Here is a 22,129-nt window from a genome sequence, read left to right as displayed (position 1 = left end):
CCCGGAGAACCCACGGATGAGACGCGCTAAGATCGTCGCCACGTTAGGACCCGCAACATCGTCATATGAGATGGTTCGCGCCATCATCGATGCTGGTGTGGATGTCGCCCGCTTCAATTTGAGCCACGGCGACTACTCAGTTCACGAAAACAACTTCGCGAATGTTCGCAAAGCTGCCGACGATGCAGGGCGATCCGTCGCCGCGCTCGTCGACCTGCAAGGTCCGAAGATCCGCCTCGGCAAGTTCGAGAACGGCCCGCACATGCTCGAAGTGGGCGACATCTTCAAGATCACGGTCGACGATATTCTCGGCACCAAAGAAATCGTCAGCACAACCTTCAAGGGCCTCCCGCATGACGTCAATCCCGGAGATTTCCTCCTCATCGACGACGGCAAAGTTCGCGTAGAGGTCACCGAAACAGACGGCACCGTCGTAACCACCAAGGTGATCGTCGCTGGCGCTGTATCGAACAACAAGGGCATCAACTTGCCCGGCGTTGCTGTGAACGTTCCTGCACTATCTGAGAAGGACGAAGCAGACCTCCGCTGGGGACTCAATGCTGGCGCCGATCTGATCGCACTGTCGTTCGTTCGCGATGCGAAAGACATCCAACGAGTGCACGTCATCATGGCCGAAGAGGGACGCCACATTCCCGTCATCGCCAAGATCGAAAAGCCACAGGCAGTCGAGAATCTCGAAGAGATCATTGACGCGTTCGATGGAATCATGGTCGCTCGTGGTGACCTCGGCGTCGAACTTCCGCTCGAAGCGGTGCCGATCGTTCAGAAGCGCGCCGTGGAACTGTGCCGCCGCATGGCCAAGCCAGTCATCGTTGCCACACAGATGCTCGAATCCATGATCGACAATCCCGTGCCGACGCGCGCTGAGACCAGCGACGTGGCGAACGCCATCCTCGACGGTGCTGACGCAGTCATGCTCTCGGGTGAGACCAGTGTCGGCAAGTACCCCGTCGGCGTTGTGGAGACGATGGCACGCATCGTCGACTCCACCGAGGAACACGGGCTGGAGCGCATCCAGCCGCTACTCACCAAACCACGCACGCAGGGCGGTGCGATCACTCTCGCTGCGCTCGAGGTCGCGGAGTTCGTCGGCGCGAAGTGTCTCTGCATCTTCACGGAATCTGGCGACACCGCGCGCCGTATGTCTCGTCTGCGCCCTGCAATTCCGATGATCGGGTTTACTCCTGAGCCTGCGATTCGTCGCCGTATGGCGGTCACCTGGGGTGTGCAGTCAGCCCTCGTGCAGCCAGTGACGCACACAGACCGCATGTTCATCCAGGTTGATGACCACCTGCTCTCGAACGACCTCGCAGCAGTCGGCGACAAGGTCGTGGTGATCTCGGGTTCCCCTCCCGGAATCATTGGCTCGACCAACGACATTCGCATCCACAAGGTGGGCGATGCCGTTCACGGCAAGGCACCGATCTACAAGTCGGGCGATCTGTAAACACCGGAATCAAAGTGGGATGCCTCAAGCGAGGCATCCCACTTTGCGTTTCACCCGTATCGGGTTATGGCGCGCAAATCCCCGCGGCAGTAGGGTGAGCGACGTAGCTTCCAAGCCCTCACAAGAAAGAAAATCTCGATGATCCTCGACCTGTTCTGGTTTGCCCTCGTCTCGTTCTACTTCATCGCCTACTTCTTCGTGATGGCCATGATCATCATTGATCTGTTCCGCGATCATGAGCTGAGCGGCTGGTGGAAGGCGCTGTGGATCATCTTCTTGATCTTTGTGCCGTTCCTCACCGCGCTGGTCTACGTCATCGCACGCGGGTCAGGAATGGCGGCGCGCGCACAGGCGCACAACCGCGGCGCCGTACCCGAAAAGGACGACTACCAGCCCAAAGCGTCGGCGAGTCCGTCCGAAGATATTGCGCAGGCGAAAGCTCTGCTCGACTCGGGCGCCATTTCTCAAGGCGAGTTCGATGCGCTCAAGAGCAAGGCGCTGGGAAACAAGTACTTCGGCTGACGGCCTGGTTTCTCAACAAAAAGAGCGGGTCCCCGGACGGGGACCCGCTCTCGTTTTTGTACCGGTGGTGGGACTCGAACCCACACGCCCTCTCGAGCAACCGATTTTGAGTCGGTCGCGTCTACCATTCCGCCACACCGGCAATAAAACGTGCAACAACGACGATACCGTAGGATTCAATGGTGACTGAGCAGGAAGAGACCCCCGGTACGCCGGCAAACACCCCCCGTCGTGTCGTAGTGGCCGAAGATGAGTCGTTGATCCGACTCGACATCGTCGAGATTCTGCGAGACAACGGATTTGACGTCGTCGGCGAAGCGGGTGACGGTGAGACCGCTGTCGCACTGGCAACCGAGCTGCGACCTGACCTTGTGATCATGGATGTGAAGATGCCTCAGCTCGATGGCATCTCTGCCGCCGAGAAGCTGAGCAAGAACCATATTGCGCCCGTGGTGCTTCTCACGGCTTTCAGCCAGAAAGAGCTCGTAGAGCGCGCCAGTGAGGCGGGCGCACTCGCCTACGTGGTGAAGCCGTTCACACCGAACGACCTTCTTCCCGCGATTGAGATTGCGCTTGCTCGATATGAGCAGATCATTACGCTTGAGGCCGAGGTCGCCGACATGGTCGAGCGCTTTGAGACCCGCAAGCTTGTTGATCGCGCCAAGGGCCTTCTCAACGAGAAGATGGGCCTGTCTGAACCCGAAGCATTCCGCTGGATCCAGAAGGCGTCTATGGACCGCCGTCTCACCATGCAGGATGTCGCGAAGGCGATCATCGAACAACTCGCTCCCAAGAGCTAGCCGAACCCTAGTGCAGGAATGCCCGCCAGGAACTGATCAGTTCTTGGCGGGCATTTCTTTAATCATGTTTGTGATGCGAATAGTCGAGCAACGGCGTCCCTGATCATCGCTCACGGCGATCTCGTGCACCGTCATGCTTCGTCCCAGGTGCACCGGTGTGCAGACTCCGGTCACGGTGCCCGAAGTCGCCGAACGTGTGTGAGTCGCATTGATGTCGACGCCCACAGCAAGCCGTCCCGGGCCCGCGTGCAGATTCGCCGCCATTGAACCAAGCGATTCGCCCAGCACCACGTAGGCGCCGCCGTGCAGCAGTCCCACCGGCTGTGTGTTGCCTTCTACGGGCATCGTGGCCACACAGCGATCAATCGTGAATTCGGTGAAGCGCATGCCCATTTTCTCGGCAAGCGCGCCCAGTCCTCGCTCCGCTGCCCAGGCCAATCCATCGATGTCAGTGGGGAGGTCGGATGCCATGATTCACCTTCGGTCGAGCAACAGTGCGAGAGCCATGTCGTCACCCGCGGCTACGCTTGCAGGGTGACGGACTCCGCAAAGCCTACCCTTCTCGTTATCGACGGCCATTCGCTGGCCTACCGCGCCTTCTACGCTCTGCCGGTCGATAACTTCTCGACAAAAGACGGCCAGCACACCAACGGCATCTATGGCTTCTTGTCCATGCTCGTCAATCTCGTCAAGGCAGAGAAGCCGACGCATCTTGCTGTCGCATTCGACACCTCCCGCGAGTCCTTCCGCACCCGGGAATACACCGAATACAAGGCAAACCGCTCTGAGTCACCCGCCGAGTTCAAGGGCCAGATTCCACTGCTACAGGAATGTCTCGGCGCGATGAACATCCCGGTGCTGCTGAAGCCCGACTTCGAAGCAGACGACATTCTCGCGACGTTGGCCAGCCAAGGAGCCGCCGCCGGTTACAACGTGCTGGTGTGCTCCGGCGACCGTGACACCATTCAGCTGGTCAATGACGACGTCACCTTGCTCTACCCGAATGTGCAGGGTGTCTCGCAGCTCAAGCGCTACGACCGCGAGGCGGTCATTGAGCGCTACGGAGTGCCGCCCGAGCAATACCCTGACATCGCAGCCCTTGTCGGTGAGACGAGCGACAACCTGCCCGGTGTACCCAAGGTGGGGGAAAAGACCGCGGTCAAGTGGCTCAAGCAGTACGGCTCACTGCAAGAACTGCTCGACAACGCTGACAAAGTCACTGGTGTTGTGGGCGGCAACCTGCGCGAGCATCTTGATGACGTGCGCCGCAATCGTAAGCTCAACCGTCTGCTCACCGACGTCGAGCTAGCGCTTGGCCCTGATGAGCTCGCGGTGGCCCCCATCGACGCGCAGGCGGTGCGCGAGATCTTCGCACGCCTCGAGTTCCGTGCGCTTCTGCCACGGGTTTTTGAAGCGACCGGCGCTGATCAGGCCACCGCCGATGCCGCCAGCGCACCGGCCGTGGCCATGCCCGTCCCCACAGAGCCGACCGGAGCAGAGTTGCAAGCCTGGCTTGAAGCAGCCACTGGCGAAGTCGGCGTTACAGTGCTCACCGAGGGCGGGCTTCCGCAACGGCTCGGTCTCGCCAACAGCGACAGCGCTATCGAGGCGGCATGGGATGCGGAAGCATCCACCGTGCTGGCCCCCTGGCTGGCTTCTGACGCGCCCAAGATCATGAATGATGCAAAAGCACAGGTCAAGGCGCTTCGCCGCGCAGATGTCGTGCTGGGCGGGCTGGCGTTTGACACGCTCATCGCTGGGTGGCTTCTGCGACCGAGTTTTCCAGACAAAACTCTTGGCCATCTGGTGGAGCGATTCCTTGATGAGAAGCTTCCTGAGGCCGACCCGAGCCAGCTCGTTCCCGAGACCGAGGGGGCAACTCCTGGTCAGCTCTCGTGGTTCACCGTGCGTGTCGCCGAGGCTCTTCGCGCCGAAATGCCAGCCAGCGTGACGACCGTATTGACCGACATCGAGGTGCCCTCACTGCTTGTACTCGCCGATATGGAGCTCGCCGGCGTCGCTGTGTCGCATGACGAGCTCTCGGCGTTCTCGGCGGAACTCGGCACTCGCACGGACGCGATTGCTCAACAAGCCTTCACGACCATCGGCCGAGAGGTGAACCTCGGGTCGCCCAAGCAGTTGCAAGAGGTGCTGTTCGAGGATCTGCAGTTGCCGAAGACGCGCAAGACCAAGACCGGTTACTCGACGGATGCTGCCGGTCTCGCTGACCTACAGCGAACGAACCCTCACCCATTCCTCGATCTACTCCTGCAGCACCGCGAAGCGACGAAGTTGCGCCAGATCATCGAGTCACTCGATACCGCTATCGGCACCGATGATCGCATTCACACCACTTACGTGCAGACCGGTAGCCAGACCGGCCGCCTGTCGAGCACTGACCCGAACCTGCAGAACATTCCGGTGCGCAATGAAGAAAGTCGCCGCATCCGCGCTGCATTCCAGGTCGGCGATAGCTACGAGACACTGCTGACCGCGGATTACTCACAGATCGAAATGCGCATCATGGCGCATCTGTCTGAAGACCCGGGGCTGATCGAGGCCTTCAACTCGGGTGAAGACCTGCACCGGTTCGTCGGTGCGAGGGTGTTCGGCGTTGAGCCGAATGAGGTCACTGCCGCGATGCGCACCAAGGTCAAGGCCATGTCGTACGGCCTCGTCTACGGTCTGTCGGCGTTTGGACTATCGAAGCAACTGCGCATCGAGCAGTCCGAGGCCAAGCAGCTGATGCTGGAGTACTTCGCTCGTTTCGGCGCGGTGCGCGACTATTTGCGCTCGTCCGTTGAGCAGGCCAAAGTCGATGGCTACACTGAGACGATTTTCGGCAGGCGCCGGCCCTTCCCAGACCTGTCGAGCCCCAACAGAGTGTTGCGCGAGAACGCAGAACGCGCCGCTTTGAATGCTCCGATTCAGGGCAGCGCGGCCGACATCATGAAGATCGCGCTGTTCCACATTCACGACGAGTTGCGCACGCAGGGTCTCGCGTCACGTGTGCTTATGCAGATCCACGATGAGCTCGTCATCGAGGTGGCTCCGGGGGAGTGGGATGCCACCGAGCAGATCGTGCGCACGCGCATGGGCGACGCTGCCGCGCTGACGGTTCCGCTCGACGTGCAGATCGGCCGAGGCGCGAATTGGGACGAAGCCGCACACTGACGCACACCTGTTCTGCCCCAACAAGATTTAGGCTCGGGGTATGACAGAAACACCTCGCACACCCACGCCTATCGACACAATCGCAGAAGCCTGGGTAGACACACTCGCTGAACTCGAGCCGCTCCTGGCAACCTACATCGGTCGATTCGAGTTCAACGATCGTTTCGCCGATTACAGCCCCGCGGGTGCGGAGCGGATCGCCAGCGCAGCCCGCGCCGCGCTGGCTGATTTGCAGGCAGCGACACCGGTCGATGACATCGATATCGTCACGCAAGACGACCTGTCACGCGATCTTCAGCTCCTACTCGACGTTCACGAGGCACGCTGGCACTTACGTGATCTGAACGTCATCGCCTCTCCCGCTCAAGACATTCGCTCGGCGTTCGACCTCATGCCGACAGACTCCGTCGAAGACTGGAAGACAATCGCAACGCGGTTGAAAGCCGTCCCTGCCGCCATCGAGGGATACGTCGAAACGCTTCGCGAAGGTATCGCCCAAAACATCACTCCTGCACGGCGCCAGGTGCGCGAAGTTGCAGCGCAGGTGGCCCGCTACACCGATGACTCTGGTTTCTTCACCTCTTTTGTCGCCGGGGCTTCGATAGCCGAAGGCGATTTGCCCGCAGATCTCATCCGTGAGCTGCGCGAGGGCGCAGACGTGGCGCGCTCGGCCTACAACTCGCTCGGATCGTTCTTGACTTCTACCCTTGCCCCCGCGTCATCCGAATCAGATGCTGTCGGTCGGGAACTCTACAAGCTGCACTCCCGTCGCTTCCTCGGCGCGACGATTGACCTTGACGAAACCTATGAGTGGGGAATTCAAGAGCTCGCCCGAATGGTCGCTGAGCAAGAGGCAATTGCCAACGAGATTCTTCCGGGCGCAACCGTTGAAGAAGCAATCGAGTTTCTCGAGAAGGATTCCAGCCGCAAGCTAGTCGGCACCGATGCGCTGCAGAAGTGGATGCAGCAGACGAGCGACCGTGCAGTTGAGGAGTTGGGCAAGACTCACTTCGACATTGCTCCACCCATCCGCGACCTGGAGTGCATGATTGCACCCACCCAAGAGGGCGGTATCTACTACACCGGGCCCACCGACGATTTCTCGCGACCCGGCCGCATGTGGTGGTCTGTGCCCGAAGGAGTTACCGAGTTCGACACCTGGCGTGAACTCACCACGGTGTATCACGAGGGCATTCCGGGTCACCACCTTCAGATCGCGCAGGCTGTGTACAACCGTGGACAGTTGAATTCTTGGCGCCGTCTCCTCGGCGGCACATCCGGCCACGCTGAAGGCTGGGCGCTGTACGCAGAGCGGCTTATGGAGCAGCTCGGCTACCTCGAAGACCCCGCCGATCGTCTCGGCATGCTCGATGGTCAGCGCATGCGCGCTGCGCGTGTGGTGCTCGACATCGGCGTGCATCTTGGAAAGCCTCGGCCCGATGGCCAAGGCGTTTGGGATGCTGACTATGCCCTTGAGTTCATGCGGCGAAACGTCAACATGCCTGACGAGTTCGTACAGTTCGAGGTGAACCGCTATCTCGGCTGGCCAGGGCAGGCGCCGTCGTACAAGGTGGGCCAGCGCATCTGGGAGCAGCTGCGAGATGACGTGGCTGAGCGAGACGGTGAGGACTTCTCCATCAAGGAGTTCCACAAGCGTGCCCTCGATATCGGTGGCGTCGGTCTCGACACCTTGCGCGCGGCAATGGCACGCTGAGCTTGTCGGTATGAAGCGCTGCGTCGTCCAGCAGTCCTAGGGTGGAGGGGTGTCAAAAGTTCGCTACGTCGCCATCGGCGATTCATTCACCGAGGGAGTCGGCGACGAACTTCCTGATGGCCACGTTCGAGGTTGGGCCGACCTGACCGCCCAGGGCTGGGCCGACGCCAGCGGCGAGAGTGTGGAGTACGCCAACTTCGCTATTCGCGGCAAGCTCGTTCGCCCGATCATCGAAGAACAGCTTGAGCCGGCCTTGGCACTTCGCCCCACCCACCTTTCGTTCAACGGCGGCGGCAACGACATGTTGCGCCCACGAACGAGCGTCTCGACAGTTGTGGACTCGTTTCGTCGCGTGATCGAGCGATGCGATGAGGAGGGTGTGAAGCTGATCATGCTCTCTGGCGCAAACCCGTCAGCGCAGCTTCCACTCAGCCGCCTCATCCAGCGACGGGGTGATTTGCTATCCCACGCGGTTGATTCCCGCTTCAACGATCGGCGCGACATCATTCGCGCTTTCAACTGGTTTGATCGCGAGCTAGCTACCCCGCCGTACTGGTCTGAAGACCGTCTGCATATGAATGCACGGGGCCATCACCGCGTCGCGGCACGGGTGATCACCGCCCTCGGCCTTGAGCCACCCGCAGGCTGGTGGTCATTGCCTCCGCTGCCTGCTTCAGCACCACGCGGCTTGGACTACTACCGTGAACACGTCGGCCCTTGGGTTCAGCGCCGGCTGACGGGGACGTCTTCTGGTGATGGGCGAACGCCCAAGTTCGGGCAGTGGACCACGATCACGCCGAGCGATTCCTAGTTCATCGACACGCACGAGGAGACAGTGAAAGCATGCCCGAATACTTCACCGTGATACGCACACTCGGCGGCTCGAAGGAAGAGGTCTTCGACGTGATCACCCTGCCGGAGCACTTCGCAGTGTGGTTTGGCACGGCCGTCGTCGAAGTGCCCCAAGAGAGCCTTCGCATGGAGGTATGGCCAGGTGGAGAGTTTCGTGCTGAAATGAAGCTTCCAGAGGGCGGTTCCATCAACTGGGAAGGCACCTACATTGCTGTGGAACGTCCCTCGCACATTGCCATGACGCTGACAGACCAGCCTGGCCGTGATGCAGGTTCGCCTGTGCTGTTCGACATCGAAGAAGTCGCCGGGGCAACACAACTCACCATCAGTCAAGATCGCTCTGATTTCAGTGACGACCAGGTCGCCGCGACGATCGCCGGCTACAACGCCTTCGTCGACGAGATCGAAGAGATCCTGCAGTCACCGACGCAGTAGAACGCCTGGAGTTCCTGAGTGGACGACTTTCAAATGACGCGGGTGGCAGGCGGAAATGTCACGTTGCACGACGCACGAACCGAGAGCCGCCGGAGCGTCAACCTTGAGGCATTTGAGATCGGCGTGTACGCGGTGACCCAGTCACAGCTCGCCGAGATCCTTGGTGTTTCGGCCGCTTTCCCGCGTCGCCCAGCAAGCGACGTCAGCTGGTTGCGGGCTGTGCATTTCTGCAACGCGGCATCGGAGTGGGAAGGTCTCGACAGCGCATACAGCTTCGACGGCGAAGATGTGACCTGGCATGTCGATTCCGACGGGTTCCGTCTACCAACCGAAGCGGAATGGGAGTTTGCCTGCCGGGCGGGTTCCACGACCCCTCACTACGGACCGCTTGCGGAGATCGCTTGGACAAGCACAGACGGCGTCAGCGCGCCGCAGAATGTCGGCGGCAAGCATCCCAATCTCAATGGGCTCTTCGACACTCTCGGCAATGTCTGGGAGTGGTGCTGGGATCTGCTGGATCCCGCACGATACAACGACTATCGAGTCTTTCGAGGTGGCGGCTTCGCCGATGATGCGTGGAGCGTTCGCGCATCAGTTCGGCGCGGAGGAGCACCTCGAATGCACCACGACGATGTCGGCTTTCGCCTGGCTCGTGGCGGATTCGATTCAGTGGATGCTGCGCAGGGCTGGTCGGCCGCCACGGACCAAGTACGTGCAGAGCGCGGTGGCCCAACTCCCTTCGGATGGACACCGCGCTCTACGTGATCAGCCACATCGCCTACGGCTGAACGATGACGCCATCCCACGCGTACTTTTCGTTCGCGGCGTCTAGGGGAGTGTGCGCAAGGTGGTTGGTGTAGTTCGACATCACCTTCTGTGACAGACCGAGCACGACTTCGAGCACCTGACGCTTGGTAAAACCTGCGTCGAGAAATACCTGCAGCTCGGCGTCGCCCACGTTGCCGCGCTCGCGAACCATCTCGAGAGTGAAGGTACGCAACGCTTCGAGGCGGGCGGTGGGCAGGGGAGTGCCATCGCGCAGGGCCTCGGTGATCGCATCGTCAACCTTCATGCGCTTGGCAATGCCAGTGTGTGCGGGCACGCAGTAGTGACACTCGTGCTCAACGTTGATCGTTTGCCACACGACAGTCTTCTCGTCGTCGTTGAAACTCGACTCGAGAAAGAGACGGTGCAGTTGCTGGTAGCCGTCCAGCAGGCCCGGGGCTTCAGCCATGGTCGCGTGAAGGCCCGGAATGCGGCCGTTCTGCTTCTTCGACTTTGCGAGAAGCTCTTTGCTGCCCTCTGGTGCGGATTCTTCGTCGTGCATAGGAAAGTCGATCATGTGTCGCTCCTGTCGGTGTGGGTGGTGTCGGGGATGCCGCGCGACGGTTCATTTGCAGTTTTGCAGCGCGGCAGCCGTCACATTGATGTGCAGTTGCGCGTGGCTAGCGAACTCGCGCGCGGTTTCGAGGTCGTCTTCGTTCAGGGCAAGCGTGGCCCAGCCGATTGTGCGTTGCGGGTGGCTCGGAAGCGACGGAAAGGTGTTATTCGTGGGCGCCCATGCCACGATTGCGTCGTCAAGAATTTGCCATCGCTCTGCAGGGTCAGACCAGTCGCCGCCTAAGACATCCTGCTCAAGGCAGTCGCCTTCGATGATGCTCGCGAGACCTGGTTCGCCTTCGAGGCCAGGTAGTACCCCCACCGTCATCGCTCCAGAGACCGTTCCGTCACCATCGGCATCGCCGTAGTATGGGCCAACCTCGCCCGTGACGAGGTTGCGCACCTGTTCGGCCGCTTGCTTGAGCTCCGCGAGATCTTCTGCGTCGTGCCAGGCACTGATCGCCACTGTCGTCTCGCCCAAGCGTTCGCTTAGCTCAGCGACTGCCGGGGAGACTTCGTCGTTCTCGACGTCTGATGCCCCAGTGGCGCATCCCCCGAGGGCCACGGTGAGAGCCAGGGGAAAAGCAACGAGTGCAGGAACACGCTTCCGCTTGATCATCAATCGATCCTACGTCTGCTTTTCAGGGCTGGAACGGTTCGCGATCAGTTTCAACAAACGCTTGGCGGGCCGCGACCGATTTCAAAGCCTCGGGGGAGTAGTGCTGTGACAGTCGATCGCGATCGAGCAGATCGGGATGCTGATCAACGAAGTCCTGCGAATCAGTAGCGTCGCCACTGCTGAGCATTGCTGCCTGCACCACGTGCAACCATGCGATCGTGCGAGTGACATGAAACTTGTTCTCGAACCCCGCCGCGATCGCCATAGTGAGTATTCCCTCGCTCATGTTGCGCGAACCATCGTCGAAGCCATCTCGATGCAGCAGCAGGTACGCGACGCGCACATGCTCTCGGTGGGGGAAGCTTCTCAGCGTTCCTCGCTCGAACGCGTCTAGCAACTCATCGTCGGTCATTGTCATGCGCAGGCTGCTTTCGTCGTGGAGATTCCCATCGATGATGTCAGAGCGAGGTCTAGCGACGCGACGCCGATGGTCATCGTTGCAGTGTTCGCTTCGCCTGAAAGTGCCGACCGATGGCTTTGATCGCTTCGATCGCGATGAAGCACGCTACGCCGTATGCCAGCGCAAGGAGCCACTGCAAGGCGGTCAGCGGCCCTCGAGCACCCGGGCTGCCGGATGGGCATGGGGCGGCTCGTAGGTTCCCGCTGGCACTGGGCGGGTGGATGTCACTGCCTCAGCGGCCATCGGCATCAGATCGCGAGGTCTTCTCGCCGTTCGAACTCGTGTTTGGTTTCGTCGCGTGCATAATCAGAACCGGGCAACGCGCGTGCTGTGCGCACGCGGTGCTCACCGATCCGAGAAGCAAACCGAGGAATCCGCCTCGCCCGCGACTGCCGACGACGATCATGGCCGCGTCAGCGCTTAAGTCAAGCAGCGCTGCCGCCGCTGGCCCGGCAACAATGGATCGTTTGAGCCCCTCGGGCGGGCCGTCAGGGAATGCTGCGGCGATCGTCGCAACGAGGACGTCCTTTGCGTCTTCCTCGGGGGACCAGTTCGCGGCAACAAATGAACCGTCGTAGAGGGCAGGAAACTGCCACACTGTGACCGCCTCGAGAGGCGCGCCGAGTGCGTGGGCTAGTTCAGCGCCCTTACGTAGGGCGTCGATGGAGCCGGCAGACCCGTCGACTCCGACGATGATCGGCCTCTGGTCGGTGGTGTCGTTCACTTCGCTCATCCTTCCGGTTCGCTTCATGAAGAGGCGCGTACCGGTTCGCGTAGATCGACGCGTGGCCGGCGTTTGCGGTCACCTAACTGTGCGCGACGAAGGCGCGGCGAGGTAGGGCCAATGGTCCCGTCTTCGTCCGCAGCACGGATCTTCACGTCGTAACGACCGACGCCGTACTCTCTAGAGATGACAACGCGAGCCCGAGCCGACGACGTAGCCCGTCGTGTTTTTGTTGGGCATCTCTCGCGCGAAGTGTTGTTGGCGAGACTCCACGCGAGCGGCACGCTATTGAACGAACATGCGAACACGCTCCTAGACGACTCGGCATTCGACGACGTCGGTGAGGGCGAAGTCATATCAATTGCGGAGCGCTCAGTGGCCGCCATCGGACTTGCCGATGGGGCGACACTCACCCAGATCTACGCACGGGCAACATGCCAAGGACTACTGCTGTGTCCCGCCGTCGCTGGTCCGTACTTGCGGTTTGCACTGGCACAGCAGCAGTCCGCCCCAGACTCGGTGCTGAGCTCGGGCCGCGCGCCGACAGGCTCCGTGACCGTAGCCGCGCGCGCGTTGCGCGAAGATGATGAGTTTCCGAAAGGCTTTTACCTGCGAACGATCGACGGCAAACCGTGGCTGCGAGGCTTTCGGTGCGACGACCAGCACCTCTGGTCGCCGGCCGACCGGTTCATCTTTCGCACGCCCGAATAGTCTCATCCGACGTCACCCGCAGCGGCTCATGCGTCGGCGATGGGACGTACTTGGTTGATGATCTTGTCGCTTCTCGCCCGCTCATTCTTGTGGCCGCCGCGCTTCGGTGCCGCGTGCAGGCTGCGAGTGCCCCAAATTGCGTATGCCACCGCCACCAGGGGGATGAGGCCGCTTGTCGCCGGGACAGTAGCGTGAGCGCGGCAATGGCGACGATCAGCGAGACGATGGGGGAGAGTAGCGAGACACCGACAAAGGGAGGGGCAACAAGGCCGCAGACTGCAGATAGGAGGATCACAAACCCGCGGGGAATGCTCGTCCGCGACAGCAAGCCCGCCAAGAGAACAGCGATCGCAGTGGCTCCAAAGAACCAACCGGCAACGAAGAGCGGTCGAAAGAGCGTGGCGAGGCCGGTCGCCGCGGCCTCCTCGTCGACGAAGTCGAAGCCGAGACTCCACGCCGTTTGGGCTAGCACGCCGAGGCTCAGAGCGACCGTGGCGAGCACCAACCCGGCAAGCGCACGCGCACGCGCACGCGCACGTGGCGACGATACAAAACCTCGGTCGCGCGCGATCGCGACGAGGCTGAATGCAGTGAAAAGTGGCACTACGCCGCCGGTCAGCACCGGCAGCACCCACGAAGCATCCAGGACCGACACGGTCGAAACGTCCCAGACCGCCACGAGTCCAGCAACCGCCGCCAGCACTAGCCCAACCAGAGCGGACCCGAGGGCCGCGGCGACGGTCAAACGAGCCCCCAGCCCGTAGATGACTGCGGCAACATGGTCGCGCGCCGTGGGGCGCACACGGTCCTCGCTCTCAGCGAGATCCAGCATGGTTCCGAGTGCGACCTCACCATGGGCGTCGCGCCACGATCGGGGATACCAGCGCAGCAGCCGGCGATACCGTTCTTGCGTCGACACGCTCAGATCACCGCCACCGCAGGCATTCCTAAGACTGGCGCACTCGTGGCCATGCTTGCTCTCGCCGCGCGTGCCGCGGACTCCATGCGGGTAGCTATCGCCGAAGCACTCCAGCAATGATGCCGATCGACAGGAGGGCGTGAGGGAGGGAGCACTTCCAGACGGATTGTCATAATGTGCATTATCGGTGTTTATGAATTACGGGCGTTCCAGAGCTTCAGCCGTTCAGCATCCCGACGATACATAGCCGCATGAGCTAAGAAGTCGGCATGACCTGTGTCACTGGCCCGCGCCAGCGTAAACGACTCGAGTTCATCGAGTCGTTGCACAATCACGCTCACAACATCGTCGGGCGCGAACGACATGCCATAGGCGTTGATCAGTGCCGCAAGGCGCTGCGACCGATCCAGCGATTCCGCGTGTGGTGCGTCTTCAGCGAACGGCACCAACCGATACGCGAGGTACGCGAGATCCCACACACGCGAGCCTGGTGACGCGAAATCAAAGTCAATGACCCCACTCAGCACACCCCCACGCACAATCAAGTTGTAGGGCGCGAAATCGTTATGACAAATCACCTCTCTCGGCCGATGCGCCGGTGAACGCCACACCAAGCTCGGGTCGCCCGCGAGCTCGACCGACGCATCGTGCATTCTTCGAAGCAATCTCGCTGACGAAACCAAAATGCGCTCAGACCACAACACGGTCGCATCTGCACCGGCCAGCATGTCGCCGGGCAGAAAAGTCAGCACCTCGCGGTCGAAATCATCGAGCCCGATCACCGCTGGCACCTCGTCAATCGAGGTCAAGGCAGCCAGCAGTCGGTGCACGGCAGGAGTCCACTCCCCTGTCTCACGCCGCACCGTCGCGCCCACTCGAAAGACGGGTGCCATATTGCCGCCCGCCAGCTGCTCCTCCACGCCGCCAGTCTTCCAGATCTATTGAGTCGATTCGGCGTCTTCACAAACACATCTCTAGGCTTTGCTCATGCTGGAGTCGCTCACCGGATTCGCCGTCGTGGGCGTGGCGATCGTCGTCGGCTGGATCATCGGACGAATTGACCTCCTTGGCGAGCATGCACGCCCTGTTCTCGCACGGCTGACGTTTTTTGTTCTATCGCCCTTTCTGCTGTTCGTCGTGCTCTCGCAAGCAGACGTCCAGACCCTGTTCTCTGCACTGCTACCGGTATCAGCGATCGCCGCCGTCGCTGTCTTTCTGGCCTACGCGCTTATCGCCCGCTTCGTGTGGCGCCGCTCTGTGGGCGAGACTGTGATCGGCCTGCTGTCGGCGGGACAGGTCAATTCCAACAACATCGGCATCCCCCTCTCGCTCTATCTACTCGGTAGCGCTGCCTATCCTGCGCCCGTCATCCTGCTGCAATTGCTCGTGTTCACTCCCGTGACAATCGCGATCATGGATGCTGTCACTTCCGGGCGAACGAGCGTGTGGCGCACAATCGGGCGCACCCTCACCAACCCCATCGTGCTTGGCTCGGCACTCGGCACCCTCGTGTCGGTATCGCAAATTGAGCTCCCGCCGATCGTGATCGAGCCAGCAATCCTCATCGCCAACGCCTGCGTGCCCATTTTGCTCATCAGCTATGGCATCTCACTTCATGGGCAACGCGTGCTGTCATCGCCTGGCCGACGACGAGACATCATGCTTGCGTCGTCGCTCAAACTCATCGCGATGCCATTAATCGCATGGACCGTAGCCGAATACATCTTTGGACTGAGCAACCACGATGTGCTCGTCATCACCGTGCTCGCAGCACTGCCGACCGCGCAGAACGTATTCAACTACTCGCAGCGCTACGGCATAGGCGAAACGATCTCTCGCGATACCGTGTTCGTCACCACCATCGGTTGCGTCCCTGTGCTGATCTTGATCACCCTGCTACTCAAATAACCGGACTCAAGCGACCAGAAGATTGCAACACTCCCCCAAGAGCGTTCGCCGCGCGTCACAACGAGGTCTAAACTGTATCCCGCACGCTCACAGCTAACTCCCAGAAAGGCCCACGCATGTCAATGGAATCCGCCGAAAAATCGGCAATCAACGGAATCCGCACCGCGCTCGGCGTCGGCGGCCTCCTCGCAATTATCGTCGGCGTACTGATCCTCGCATGGCCCGGCGCGACCGCTTCCGTCGTTACCGCGATCATCGCCGTATACGCAATCGCAGCCGGCCTTATCTATGGTGGCCTCGGTATCTTCTCGAAGCACAAGGGCGGTTGGGCTCGCGTCGGTCACATCGTACTTGGCCTGGTCTTCATCGCCGCTGGCATCATCATGTTCGCCAACCTCCAGGTAGCTACCGGATGGTTCGCAGTGTTCTTCGCGATTCTGATCGGAATCATGTGGGTCGTTGAGGGCATCGTGTCGCTCACGACAATCGGCGATGCTTCTTCCAAAGGCTGGACGATCTTCTTTGCGATCGTCAGCCTTATCGCCGGACTGTACCTGGTCTTCACACCGCTGTGGGGCGCATTCGCGCTCTGGTGGCTGCTCGGCATCATGCTGGTGGTGCTCGGTATCATCAACGTCGTGCGTGCATTCATGTACGGCAAGAAGGCCTGACCAAGAGCCTGTAAAAGAGGAACGGCCCGGGTTCTCCGGGCCGTTCCTCTTTTGCGTGTATTAGTGTATTACTGAGCCGGAAGGTAGCGCGCCCACCACGCGAGCACAGCCTCGAAGCGTTGCACACGATGACGCGGCTGACCCGCACGGGTGAGTTCATGATTCTCACCTGGAAAGATGAGCATCTCAGCGTCGACGCCGTTTCGCTTCAGCGCAGAGAAATAGCGTGTGGCTTGCTCGAGCGGGCAACGGAAATCAAGTTCAGAATGCACGACAAACGTGGGAGTCGAGACCTCTTCCACCACGGCCATGGGACTCTGACGGATCATCGCAGCCGTATCAACACCAACGTACTCATCTCCGAAGAAAGTACCGATATCACTCGTTCCCTGGAACGACACCGGATCGAGAAAGCCGCGTTCCACAATCGCCGCGGCGAAACGGTGATCGTGAGCGATGATCCACGCCGTGAGGTAGCCGCCATAGGAGCCACCCATGACGCCAACTCGCTCGCTGTCGAGCCGAGAATCGGCAGCCATCGCGGCATCCAAGAAATCAATCACGTCGGCAAAGTCAACGGTGCCCATCTGCCCGCGAATGCTGAGTCCGTGCTCGCGCCCGTAGCCAGCCGATCCACGGGGATTGCAGTAAACCACCGCGTATCCGGCATCGACGAGCACCTGAGTCTCATCGAACAAGTGAATACCGTATGAGGCATATGGCCCGCCGTGAATCTGCAAGATGACGGGAAAAGGTCCATCGCCTGCGGGTGTCGCTACCCACCCATGCACGGGATACCCGTCGCGGGCTTCGATCGTGAGTTCACGAGGAACCACGATCCCCGCGCTGCCAGCAGCAGCACCAAACGAGGTCAGTGTGCGAGCTTCGCCGCCCTCGATAGCGACGAGTTCACCATACGAATCTTGCCCTTGCACGGCGACGACTACCGTCCCCGCTGCTGCCGCGTGAGCGGTGACTTCGACGTTGCCCCCGAGCACCTCTTCCGCGTCTCCCGTCGCCGAGATTTTCACGAGTCTCAGGCGCCCGTGAGTGCGGTCCTGCACCAAAAAGCCGCCATCGATGCAGGTAACGTGGCTGCCCACTTCTCCGAGATCAAGCGTCGCATCCGTCAAACGTCGCGGAGCGCCCTCATCGACAGCCCAGAGTCCAACCATCGGTGCAACAAAGTCCACATCGCTGCGCGGAAGTTCGTGAGCGAGCAATGCGATGCCGCCATCGTGCGCGATCGCAACGTCACCGATTGACAGCCTCGCTTCGAGGCCAACGATCTCACGCTCCCCGGTGCCGTCCACCGCAACCGCGATCAAACGACTCCGAAGATCGCGCCGTGTGCTCTCCGCGAGATCGGGAACGGTGAGAATCTCGGTGCCGTCTTCGCTGAAGACCACTCCGGCGTGCGAAGCCATACCGAAGGTCAATTGCCGGGGCAGATTCTGCAACACCCGTTTTTCAGGCGCGGGGCTGTTGGCATCGACGACGGCCGGCGCCGCTTCGTAGAAGGGCTCGGCATCCAGATCTGGGGCGTCGACGATGAACACGTGAGCAGGACGATCACCGGTGTAGCCAAGACCATTTGCATGCCACCGGATGCTGGTGATGTGTCGCGGCGCTTCGGCGGAAGCATCCAAGCCCTCGACGTCGCCATAGCGCCCCGGCTCTGCAACCCGCGCAACGAACGCAATCGAATCTCCCGCGGGCGACCAGCCAAAACTGGATACACCGAGCGGGGCATCACTGGTCTGCACGGGTTCACCACCAGTGGCGGCGACAACATAGACCTGCGGCTTGCCCTTGGCGTCAGCGCGTAAGAACGCGACGCTCGCATCGGTGGGCGATAGCTGCGGCGAGCTGTCGGACACGCCGCGAGTCATGCGAGTCAGCGTGCCTGCGGGCAACTCCACTCGCCATAGTTGCCCGACATCACGGTTAGCCGCAACATCGGGTCGCGACGTGGCAAAGATGGCGAACGTCGCATCTGCTGCGAGGGTCGGGCGCCCGACCGAAACCAGCGTCTCAATGTCTTGCGCGCGCATCGATCACTCCCCTACGAACGAAGAAACGTCGCCCACCAACTTCGTGTTGTTTTCTGGAACCTCTTCCAGCGCAGCCTTCGCGACTTCGGCCGCGAACTCTGACACGTTGTAGAGCTTGCCCGCCGAGTCGCGACGCGAGGCAATCGCCCCAGGGTTGGCACGTTCGAGCAGCGTGGCGGTGATTGTGCCCTCGATCATGTCGCCCGATACCACGACAAATCCGACGCCGCGATCCGCGAGAGCAGGAATCATCTCGCGCAGAGCGTCTTCGCCCGCACGCTTCGAGAGCGCGACGGGCACATACTCCGGCATCGTTGGGGTCGTTCGAATGAAGTGCGCTTGATGGCTGGTGACGAAGACCACGCGTCCGTCGTTCGGTAGCAACGGGGTGGCTGCCTCAAGAACTCGCACCTGCGCATCACGGTTGAGCGCGAGGGCGTAGTCCTCAGCCATACCGGATTCCATACCGCCGGAGGCGTTGAGCACCAAGATGTCGAGCGACCCGAACGTGGACTCGACCTCTGCGAACATAGCGTCGACCGAAGCCTGGTCTGTCAGGTCAGCGCCCACGACGAGCACCCGCACTCCCAGTTCACGCAACTCGCGCGCGAGTTTCTCTGCACGGGGGGCCTTGTTGCGAAAGTTGACCACCACGTTTGCGCCGGCCTCGGCTAGGTATCGCACCGTATCGGCGCCGATACCACGAGAAGATCCGGTCACGAGGGCCGTACGGCCGGTGAGCGCTCCCTGAGCGAGAGGCTGTGTCATTGTGCACTCCTGGGTGGTTCTGAGCGATTCCACCGAACGGTGAAACCATATTCGACCCTACCAATCGGGCCCTACTAACCCCCTCGTTGATAGTCTTCAAACAAGTCATCGAAAGGATGGGCGATGTTGCCAGATCTCACCCAGTACATGTGGATTCTCTGGCTTGCCCTCGTGCTGATTTTCGTCATCATCGAACTGCTCACGCTCGAGTTCACATTTCTCATGCTGGCGGCGGGCGCGCTGGTCGGTGGCCTCGGTGTGAACCTGCTCGGTGGCGTCTGGTGGTTGCAGATAGCAGCCGCCGCCGTTGTCTCGGCATTGCTGCTCTTCACGATCCGTCCGCTGCTACTGAAAGCACTGCGCCGCGGCTCTGCCAACGTGCCAATGAATGTCGACGCGATAGTCGGTATGTCTGGCCGCGTGGTCGGGGCATTCGCCGAAGGCAACGGAACCGTGAAGCTCGATAACGGCGAAACGTGGTCTGCGCGGCTTCCCGACGGCGTCTCAGATTCACTGATCGCGGTCGGTAGCCGAGTATCAGTAACCCGGGTTCTTGGCGCCACCGTTGAGGTGGCCACTCCCCCCAATACTCTCGAAAGGACCACCACACATGGTTGACGTTGGGGCCTTCATCGGCCAGATATTCGTCGTAATCCTGCTGATCGTCATCGCGATATTCGTGGTCGTGGTGATCTTTCGCTCTATCCGCATCATCCCCCAAGCCAACGCCGGAGTTGTCGAGCGCCTGGGCAAGTATCAACGCACACTCTCGCCCGGTCTGAATATCCTGGTTCCGTTCATCGATCGCGTTCGACCGCTTATCGATCTGCGCGAGCAAGTCGTGTCGTTTCCGCCGCAACCGGTCATCACCGAAGACAACCTCGTGGTCTCCATCGACACAGTGGTCTACTTCCAGGTGACCGACGCGCGGGCGGCTACCTATGAGATCGCAAACTATCTGGGCGCAGTGGAACAACTCACGACAACGACGCTTCGCAACGTTGTCGGCGGGTTGAACCTTGAAGAGGCACTTACCAGCCGCGACGAAATCAACAGCAAGCTACGGGTAGTGCTCGACGAGGCGACCGGCAAGTGGGGCATTCGCGTATCTCGCGTCGAGCTCAAGGCAATCGATCCGCCCCTTTCAATCCAAGACTCGATGGAAAAGCAGATGCGCGCTGAGCGCGACCGTCGCGCTGCGATCCTCACTGCTGAAGGTTCCAAGCAGTCACAGATTCTTGAAGCAGAAGGTCGCAGACAAGCCGAGATCTTGCGCGCTGAAGGCGACAAGCTCGCCTCGGTGCTCCGTGCACAGGGCGAATCTGAAGCCATCGAGATGGTGTTCAACGCAATTCACGTCGGTGACGCCGATGAGAAGCTGCTGGCCTACCAGTATCTGCAGACGCTACCGAAAATCGCGGATAGCCCCTCGAGCAAACTATGGATCGTGCCTAGCGAACTCACGCAGGCACTACAAGGCATCGGTGAAGCCTTCGCGGGGCGTGCTGGAAACGCGGCGCCGAGCGACGCGACGGGCGCGTCAAAGCCGAAACGCGAGTCGACCACCCGCGCCACCGCTGACGAGGCCGTGGCTGCAGCAAGACAGGCGGCATCCGAGGCAGACTCAATCGCGACCGAAGCTCGGACCGCACCCACACCCGGATCGGATGCCTGAGCGGCTGGCGCAGCACCCGTGGTTTGATGCCTCTGAGACACCTCGCACCCTCGCCCATCGCGGCTTAGTGACCGATGCCGCCCTCGCGGCGGGCATTGTCGAGAACTCATTTGCCGCTGTTGCGGCAGCACACGCAGCGGGAGCGGTCTACGTCGAATCTGATTGCCATGTCACGCGCGACGGCGTCGCCGTGCTCTTTCACGACGACGACCTGGTGCGCGTAGCTGGCGACCCACGGCGCATCGATCAAATCGAGTTGAGAGAACTCGAGCAGCTCATGGCTGAGCGCGGCGGCCTGGTTAGCCTCGCTCAGGCACTCGAGTCGTTCCCCGGCGTTCGGTTCAACATTGATGTGAAAGCGGATGCGGCGGCAGAAACCGCAGGCACCATCGTCGGTCCCTTTGCAGATCGAGTTCTACTGACCAGCTTCTCTGACCAGCGACGACTCCGAGCCCTTGAGGCCGCGCTGGCCGCGAACCCTCAACAACGGCCAGCTACGTCAGCCGGGTGGAGCACGGTCGCGCGCCTGATCTTCGCCCTCACCATTCACTCGCGGCGAGGCGTCGCTGCCGCACTAGACGGCGTTGACGCGTTGCAGCTACCCGAGCGGCACGGGGCACTGCGCGTGGTGAGCCCGCGACTGCTCGAGGCTGCACACAGACACGGCGTCGAAGTACACGTCTGGACCGTGAATGAACCCGACGACATGCGGCGACTGGTTGCGCTAGGAGTCGATGGAATTGTGACCGACCGCGCCGCCGATGCACTCGCCCTGCTAAAGCCCTGACAGCGGCTGTGCATCAACTGTGAATGGTCGTTAACGGGCACCGTTCCAACCTTCTGCACAGGTGGCCCCGTTATACCTGATAGGTAGCGACGAGAGGACCACACAATGGCAGACCGCAGCCTTCGCGGCATCCGACTCGGCGCCCAGAGCTTACAGAGCGAAGAGGGCGTCGTGTTCCATGAACGCGCACAGCACACCTACCACTGCACGACGTGCAAAAACGATTCCACGCTGACCTTTGCCGCTGACGCAGAGGTTCCAGAGGCCTGGGAATGCCGCACCTGCGGCGCCGAGGCACTCCTGCGTGTTGGCGACACCACGGCCACCGTCGACCATTCAGGCGACAAGGTGCCCCGTAGCCACTGGGACATGTTGCTCGAGCGTCGCACGCTTCCGGAGCTCGAGGAGTTGCTTGAAGAGCGCCTCGCTCTGTTGCGTGAGCGCCGCGGCACCAGTGAGCCCGCAAGCGCCAAGATCAGCGCCTAGCT

At 61.1% G+C, this 22,129-nt stretch carries 24 protein-coding genes and 1 tRNA gene; 15 read left to right on the top strand and 10 right to left on the bottom strand.

Features of this window, described 5'->3' with window-relative positions; all coding sequences use genetic code 11:
• Positions 1–16 precede the first annotated feature (16 nt).
• Complete coding sequence (gene pyk, locus AB0O81_RS11395) at positions 17–1,468, top strand: pyruvate kinase (protein ID WP_363584327.1); 1,452 nt, start codon at positions 17–19, stop codon at positions 1,466–1,468.
• 138 nt (positions 1,469–1,606) lie between these two features.
• The gene (locus AB0O81_RS11390) at positions 1,607–1,990 is read left to right on the top strand and encodes an SHOCT domain-containing protein (protein WP_363584325.1); all 384 of its coding nucleotides are present in this window, start codon (positions 1,607–1,609) and stop codon (positions 1,988–1,990) included.
• A 59-nt stretch (positions 1,991–2,049) separates the two neighbouring features.
• Here the strand turns inward: AB0O81_RS11390 and AB0O81_RS11385 are convergent.
• A tRNA-Leu gene (locus AB0O81_RS11385) sits at positions 2,050–2,132 on the bottom strand.
• A gap of 37 nt (positions 2,133–2,169) precedes the next feature.
• On the opposite strand from AB0O81_RS11385, the gene AB0O81_RS11380 reads away from it, so the two are divergent.
• On the top strand, positions 2,170–2,790 hold the full coding sequence (locus AB0O81_RS11380) for a response regulator (RefSeq protein WP_337337876.1): 621 nt from the start codon (positions 2,170–2,172) through the stop codon (positions 2,788–2,790).
• A 36-nt stretch (positions 2,791–2,826) separates the two neighbouring features.
• Here the strand turns inward: AB0O81_RS11380 and AB0O81_RS11375 are convergent, their stop codons facing one another.
• Entirely contained in the window at positions 2,827–3,261 is a 435-nt protein-coding gene (locus AB0O81_RS11375; RefSeq protein ID WP_363584323.1) for a hotdog fold thioesterase, read from the bottom strand.
• Between the two features lie 63 nt (positions 3,262–3,324).
• On the opposite strand from AB0O81_RS11375, the gene polA reads away from it, so the two are divergent.
• Genes polA through AB0O81_RS11350 form a run of 5 tightly spaced genes read left to right on the top strand, consistent with a single transcriptional unit; the run spans position 3,325 to position 9,730 of the window.
• Positions 3,325–5,964 (top strand): DNA polymerase I, encoded by a 2,640-nt coding sequence (polA, locus tag AB0O81_RS11370; protein ID WP_363584321.1) that lies wholly within the window; start codon positions 3,325–3,327, stop codon positions 5,962–5,964.
• A 40-nt stretch (positions 5,965–6,004) separates the two neighbouring features.
• On the top strand, positions 6,005–7,678 hold the full coding sequence (locus AB0O81_RS11365; RefSeq protein WP_363584319.1) for a DUF885 domain-containing protein: 1,674 nt from the start codon (positions 6,005–6,007) through the stop codon (positions 7,676–7,678).
• A gap of 49 nt (positions 7,679–7,727) precedes the next feature.
• Positions 7,728–8,489 (top strand): SGNH/GDSL hydrolase family protein, encoded by a 762-nt coding sequence (locus AB0O81_RS11360; RefSeq protein ID WP_363584317.1) that lies wholly within the window; start codon positions 7,728–7,730, stop codon positions 8,487–8,489.
• 32 nt (positions 8,490–8,521) lie between these two features.
• Positions 8,522–8,965, top strand: a complete 444-nt coding sequence (locus tag AB0O81_RS11355; RefSeq protein ID WP_363584315.1) for an SRPBCC domain-containing protein — start codon at positions 8,522–8,524, stop codon at positions 8,963–8,965.
• Positions 8,966–8,983: 18 nt separating this feature from the next.
• Positions 8,984–9,730 (top strand): SUMF1/EgtB/PvdO family nonheme iron enzyme, encoded by a 747-nt coding sequence (locus tag AB0O81_RS11350; RefSeq protein ID WP_363584313.1) that lies wholly within the window; start codon positions 8,984–8,986, stop codon positions 9,728–9,730.
• 13 nt (positions 9,731–9,743) lie between these two features.
• Here the strand turns inward: AB0O81_RS11350 and AB0O81_RS11345 are convergent, their stop codons facing one another.
• The 4 genes from AB0O81_RS11345 to AB0O81_RS11330 form a co-directional block, all read right to left on the bottom strand.
• Positions 9,744–10,307 (bottom strand): hypothetical protein, encoded by a 564-nt coding sequence (locus tag AB0O81_RS11345; RefSeq protein WP_363584311.1) that lies wholly within the window; start codon positions 10,305–10,307, stop codon positions 9,744–9,746.
• 48 nt (positions 10,308–10,355) lie between these two features.
• Complete coding sequence (locus AB0O81_RS11340; RefSeq protein ID WP_363584309.1) at positions 10,356–10,964, bottom strand: hypothetical protein; 609 nt, start codon at positions 10,962–10,964, stop codon at positions 10,356–10,358.
• 22 nt (positions 10,965–10,986) lie between these two features.
• Positions 10,987–11,382, bottom strand: a complete 396-nt coding sequence (locus AB0O81_RS11335) for a hypothetical protein (RefSeq protein WP_363584307.1) — start codon at positions 11,380–11,382, stop codon at positions 10,987–10,989.
• A 274-nt stretch (positions 11,383–11,656) separates the two neighbouring features.
• Positions 11,657–12,148 (bottom strand): universal stress protein, encoded by a 492-nt coding sequence (locus AB0O81_RS11330; RefSeq protein ID WP_363584305.1) that lies wholly within the window; start codon positions 12,146–12,148, stop codon positions 11,657–11,659.
• A 186-nt stretch (positions 12,149–12,334) separates the two neighbouring features.
• Between AB0O81_RS11330 and AB0O81_RS11325 the strand changes: the two genes are divergently transcribed.
• Entirely contained in the window at positions 12,335–12,859 is a 525-nt protein-coding gene (locus AB0O81_RS11325) for a hypothetical protein (protein ID WP_363584303.1), read from the top strand.
• Here AB0O81_RS11325 and AB0O81_RS11320 read toward each other — a convergent pair.
• Together AB0O81_RS11320 and AB0O81_RS11315 are read right to left on the bottom strand one after the other, a co-directional pair.
• Positions 12,837–13,778 carry a hypothetical protein gene (locus tag AB0O81_RS11320; RefSeq protein ID WP_363584301.1) on the bottom strand — a complete coding sequence of 314 codons (942 nt, stop codon included), beginning with the start codon at positions 13,776–13,778 and terminating at the stop codon, positions 12,837–12,839. The genes AB0O81_RS11325 and AB0O81_RS11320 overlap by 23 nt on opposite strands.
• A gap of 191 nt (positions 13,779–13,969) precedes the next feature.
• On the bottom strand, positions 13,970–14,698 hold the full coding sequence (locus AB0O81_RS11315; protein ID WP_363584299.1) for a phosphotransferase: 729 nt from the start codon (positions 14,696–14,698) through the stop codon (positions 13,970–13,972).
• 67 nt (positions 14,699–14,765) lie between these two features.
• Between AB0O81_RS11315 and AB0O81_RS11310 the strand changes: the two genes are divergently transcribed.
• Positions 14,766–15,686 (top strand): AEC family transporter, encoded by a 921-nt coding sequence (locus AB0O81_RS11310; RefSeq protein ID WP_363584297.1) that lies wholly within the window; start codon positions 14,766–14,768, stop codon positions 15,684–15,686.
• A 116-nt stretch (positions 15,687–15,802) separates the two neighbouring features.
• Entirely contained in the window at positions 15,803–16,357 is a 555-nt protein-coding gene (locus AB0O81_RS11305) for a DUF308 domain-containing protein (RefSeq protein WP_363584295.1), read from the top strand.
• Positions 16,358–16,425: 68 nt separating this feature from the next.
• Here the strand turns inward: AB0O81_RS11305 and AB0O81_RS11300 are convergent, their stop codons facing one another.
• Both AB0O81_RS11300 and AB0O81_RS11295 read right to left on the bottom strand, forming a co-directional pair.
• Complete coding sequence (locus AB0O81_RS11300; protein ID WP_363584293.1) at positions 16,426–18,411, bottom strand: S9 family peptidase; 1,986 nt, start codon at positions 18,409–18,411, stop codon at positions 16,426–16,428.
• A 3-nt stretch (positions 18,412–18,414) separates the two neighbouring features.
• Complete coding sequence (locus AB0O81_RS11295) at positions 18,415–19,179, bottom strand: SDR family oxidoreductase (RefSeq protein WP_363584291.1); 765 nt, start codon at positions 19,177–19,179, stop codon at positions 18,415–18,417.
• 123 nt (positions 19,180–19,302) lie between these two features.
• Here AB0O81_RS11295 and AB0O81_RS11290 point away from each other — a divergent pair, with 123 nt between their 5' ends.
• From AB0O81_RS11290 to AB0O81_RS11275, 4 genes are all read left to right on the top strand, one after another.
• A complete protein-coding gene (locus AB0O81_RS11290) occupies positions 19,303–19,797 on the top strand; it encodes an NfeD family protein (protein ID WP_363584289.1) in 495 nt (164 codons plus the stop codon).
• Positions 19,790–20,854 (top strand): SPFH domain-containing protein, encoded by a 1,065-nt coding sequence (locus tag AB0O81_RS11285; protein ID WP_363584287.1) that lies wholly within the window; start codon positions 19,790–19,792, stop codon positions 20,852–20,854. Before AB0O81_RS11290 ends, AB0O81_RS11285 begins: the two co-directional genes overlap by 8 nt.
• Entirely contained in the window at positions 20,847–21,641 is a 795-nt protein-coding gene (locus tag AB0O81_RS11280; protein WP_363584285.1) for a glycerophosphodiester phosphodiesterase family protein, read from the top strand. Before AB0O81_RS11285 ends, AB0O81_RS11280 begins: the two co-directional genes overlap by 8 nt.
• A gap of 105 nt (positions 21,642–21,746) precedes the next feature.
• Positions 21,747–22,127, top strand: a complete 381-nt coding sequence (locus AB0O81_RS11275; RefSeq protein ID WP_337337850.1) for an RNA polymerase-binding protein RbpA — start codon at positions 21,747–21,749, stop codon at positions 22,125–22,127.
• The last annotated feature ends 2 nt before the right edge of the window (positions 22,128–22,129 follow it).

It is taken from the genome of Microbacterium sp. NPDC076911 (assembly GCF_040687125.1).
Taxonomy (GTDB): Bacteria; Actinomycetota; Actinomycetes; order Actinomycetales; family Microbacteriaceae; genus Microbacterium.
Note: the sequence above shows the minus strand (reverse complement) of the source record. Positions and strands in the feature narration are given on the sequence as shown.

Excerpts from the sequence above, each read along its gene's own strand:
- pyk (WP_363584327.1), top strand. The coding sequence starts at position 17 with ATGAGACGCGCTAAGATCGTCGCCACGTTAGGACCCGCAACATCGTCA.
- AB0O81_RS11390 (WP_363584325.1), top strand. The coding sequence starts at position 1,607 with ATGATCCTCGACCTGTTCTGGTTTGCCCTCGTCTCGTTCTACTTCATC.
- AB0O81_RS11380 (WP_337337876.1), top strand. The coding sequence starts at position 2,170 with ATGGTGACTGAGCAGGAAGAGACCCCCGGTACGCCGGCAAACACCCCC.
- AB0O81_RS11375 (WP_363584323.1), bottom strand. The coding sequence starts at position 3,261 with ATGGCATCCGACCTCCCCACTGACATCGATGGATTGGCCTGGGCAGCG.
- AB0O81_RS11365 (WP_363584319.1), top strand. The coding sequence starts at position 6,005 with ATGACAGAAACACCTCGCACACCCACGCCTATCGACACAATCGCAGAA.
- AB0O81_RS11355 (WP_363584315.1), top strand. The coding sequence starts at position 8,522 with ATGCCCGAATACTTCACCGTGATACGCACACTCGGCGGCTCGAAGGAA.
- AB0O81_RS11345 (WP_363584311.1), bottom strand. The coding sequence starts at position 10,307 with ATGATCGACTTTCCTATGCACGACGAAGAATCCGCACCAGAGGGCAGC.
- AB0O81_RS11340 (WP_363584309.1), bottom strand. The coding sequence starts at position 10,964 with ATGATCAAGCGGAAGCGTGTTCCTGCACTCGTTGCTTTTCCCCTGGCT.
- AB0O81_RS11335 (WP_363584307.1), bottom strand. The coding sequence starts at position 11,382 with ATGACAATGACCGACGATGAGTTGCTAGACGCGTTCGAGCGAGGAACG.
- AB0O81_RS11325 (WP_363584303.1), top strand. The coding sequence starts at position 12,335 with ATGACAACGCGAGCCCGAGCCGACGACGTAGCCCGTCGTGTTTTTGTT.
- AB0O81_RS11310 (WP_363584297.1), top strand. The coding sequence starts at position 14,766 with ATGCTGGAGTCGCTCACCGGATTCGCCGTCGTGGGCGTGGCGATCGTC.
- AB0O81_RS11305 (WP_363584295.1), top strand. The coding sequence starts at position 15,803 with ATGTCAATGGAATCCGCCGAAAAATCGGCAATCAACGGAATCCGCACC.
- AB0O81_RS11300 (WP_363584293.1), bottom strand. The coding sequence starts at position 18,411 with ATGCGCGCGCAAGACATTGAGACGCTGGTTTCGGTCGGGCGCCCGACC.
- AB0O81_RS11295 (WP_363584291.1), bottom strand. The coding sequence starts at position 19,179 with ATGACACAGCCTCTCGCTCAGGGAGCGCTCACCGGCCGTACGGCCCTC.
- AB0O81_RS11290 (WP_363584289.1), top strand. The coding sequence starts at position 19,303 with ATGTTGCCAGATCTCACCCAGTACATGTGGATTCTCTGGCTTGCCCTC.
- AB0O81_RS11285 (WP_363584287.1), top strand. The coding sequence starts at position 19,790 with ATGGTTGACGTTGGGGCCTTCATCGGCCAGATATTCGTCGTAATCCTG.
- AB0O81_RS11280 (WP_363584285.1), top strand. The coding sequence starts at position 20,847 with ATGCCTGAGCGGCTGGCGCAGCACCCGTGGTTTGATGCCTCTGAGACA.
- AB0O81_RS11275 (WP_337337850.1), top strand. The coding sequence starts at position 21,747 with ATGGCAGACCGCAGCCTTCGCGGCATCCGACTCGGCGCCCAGAGCTTA.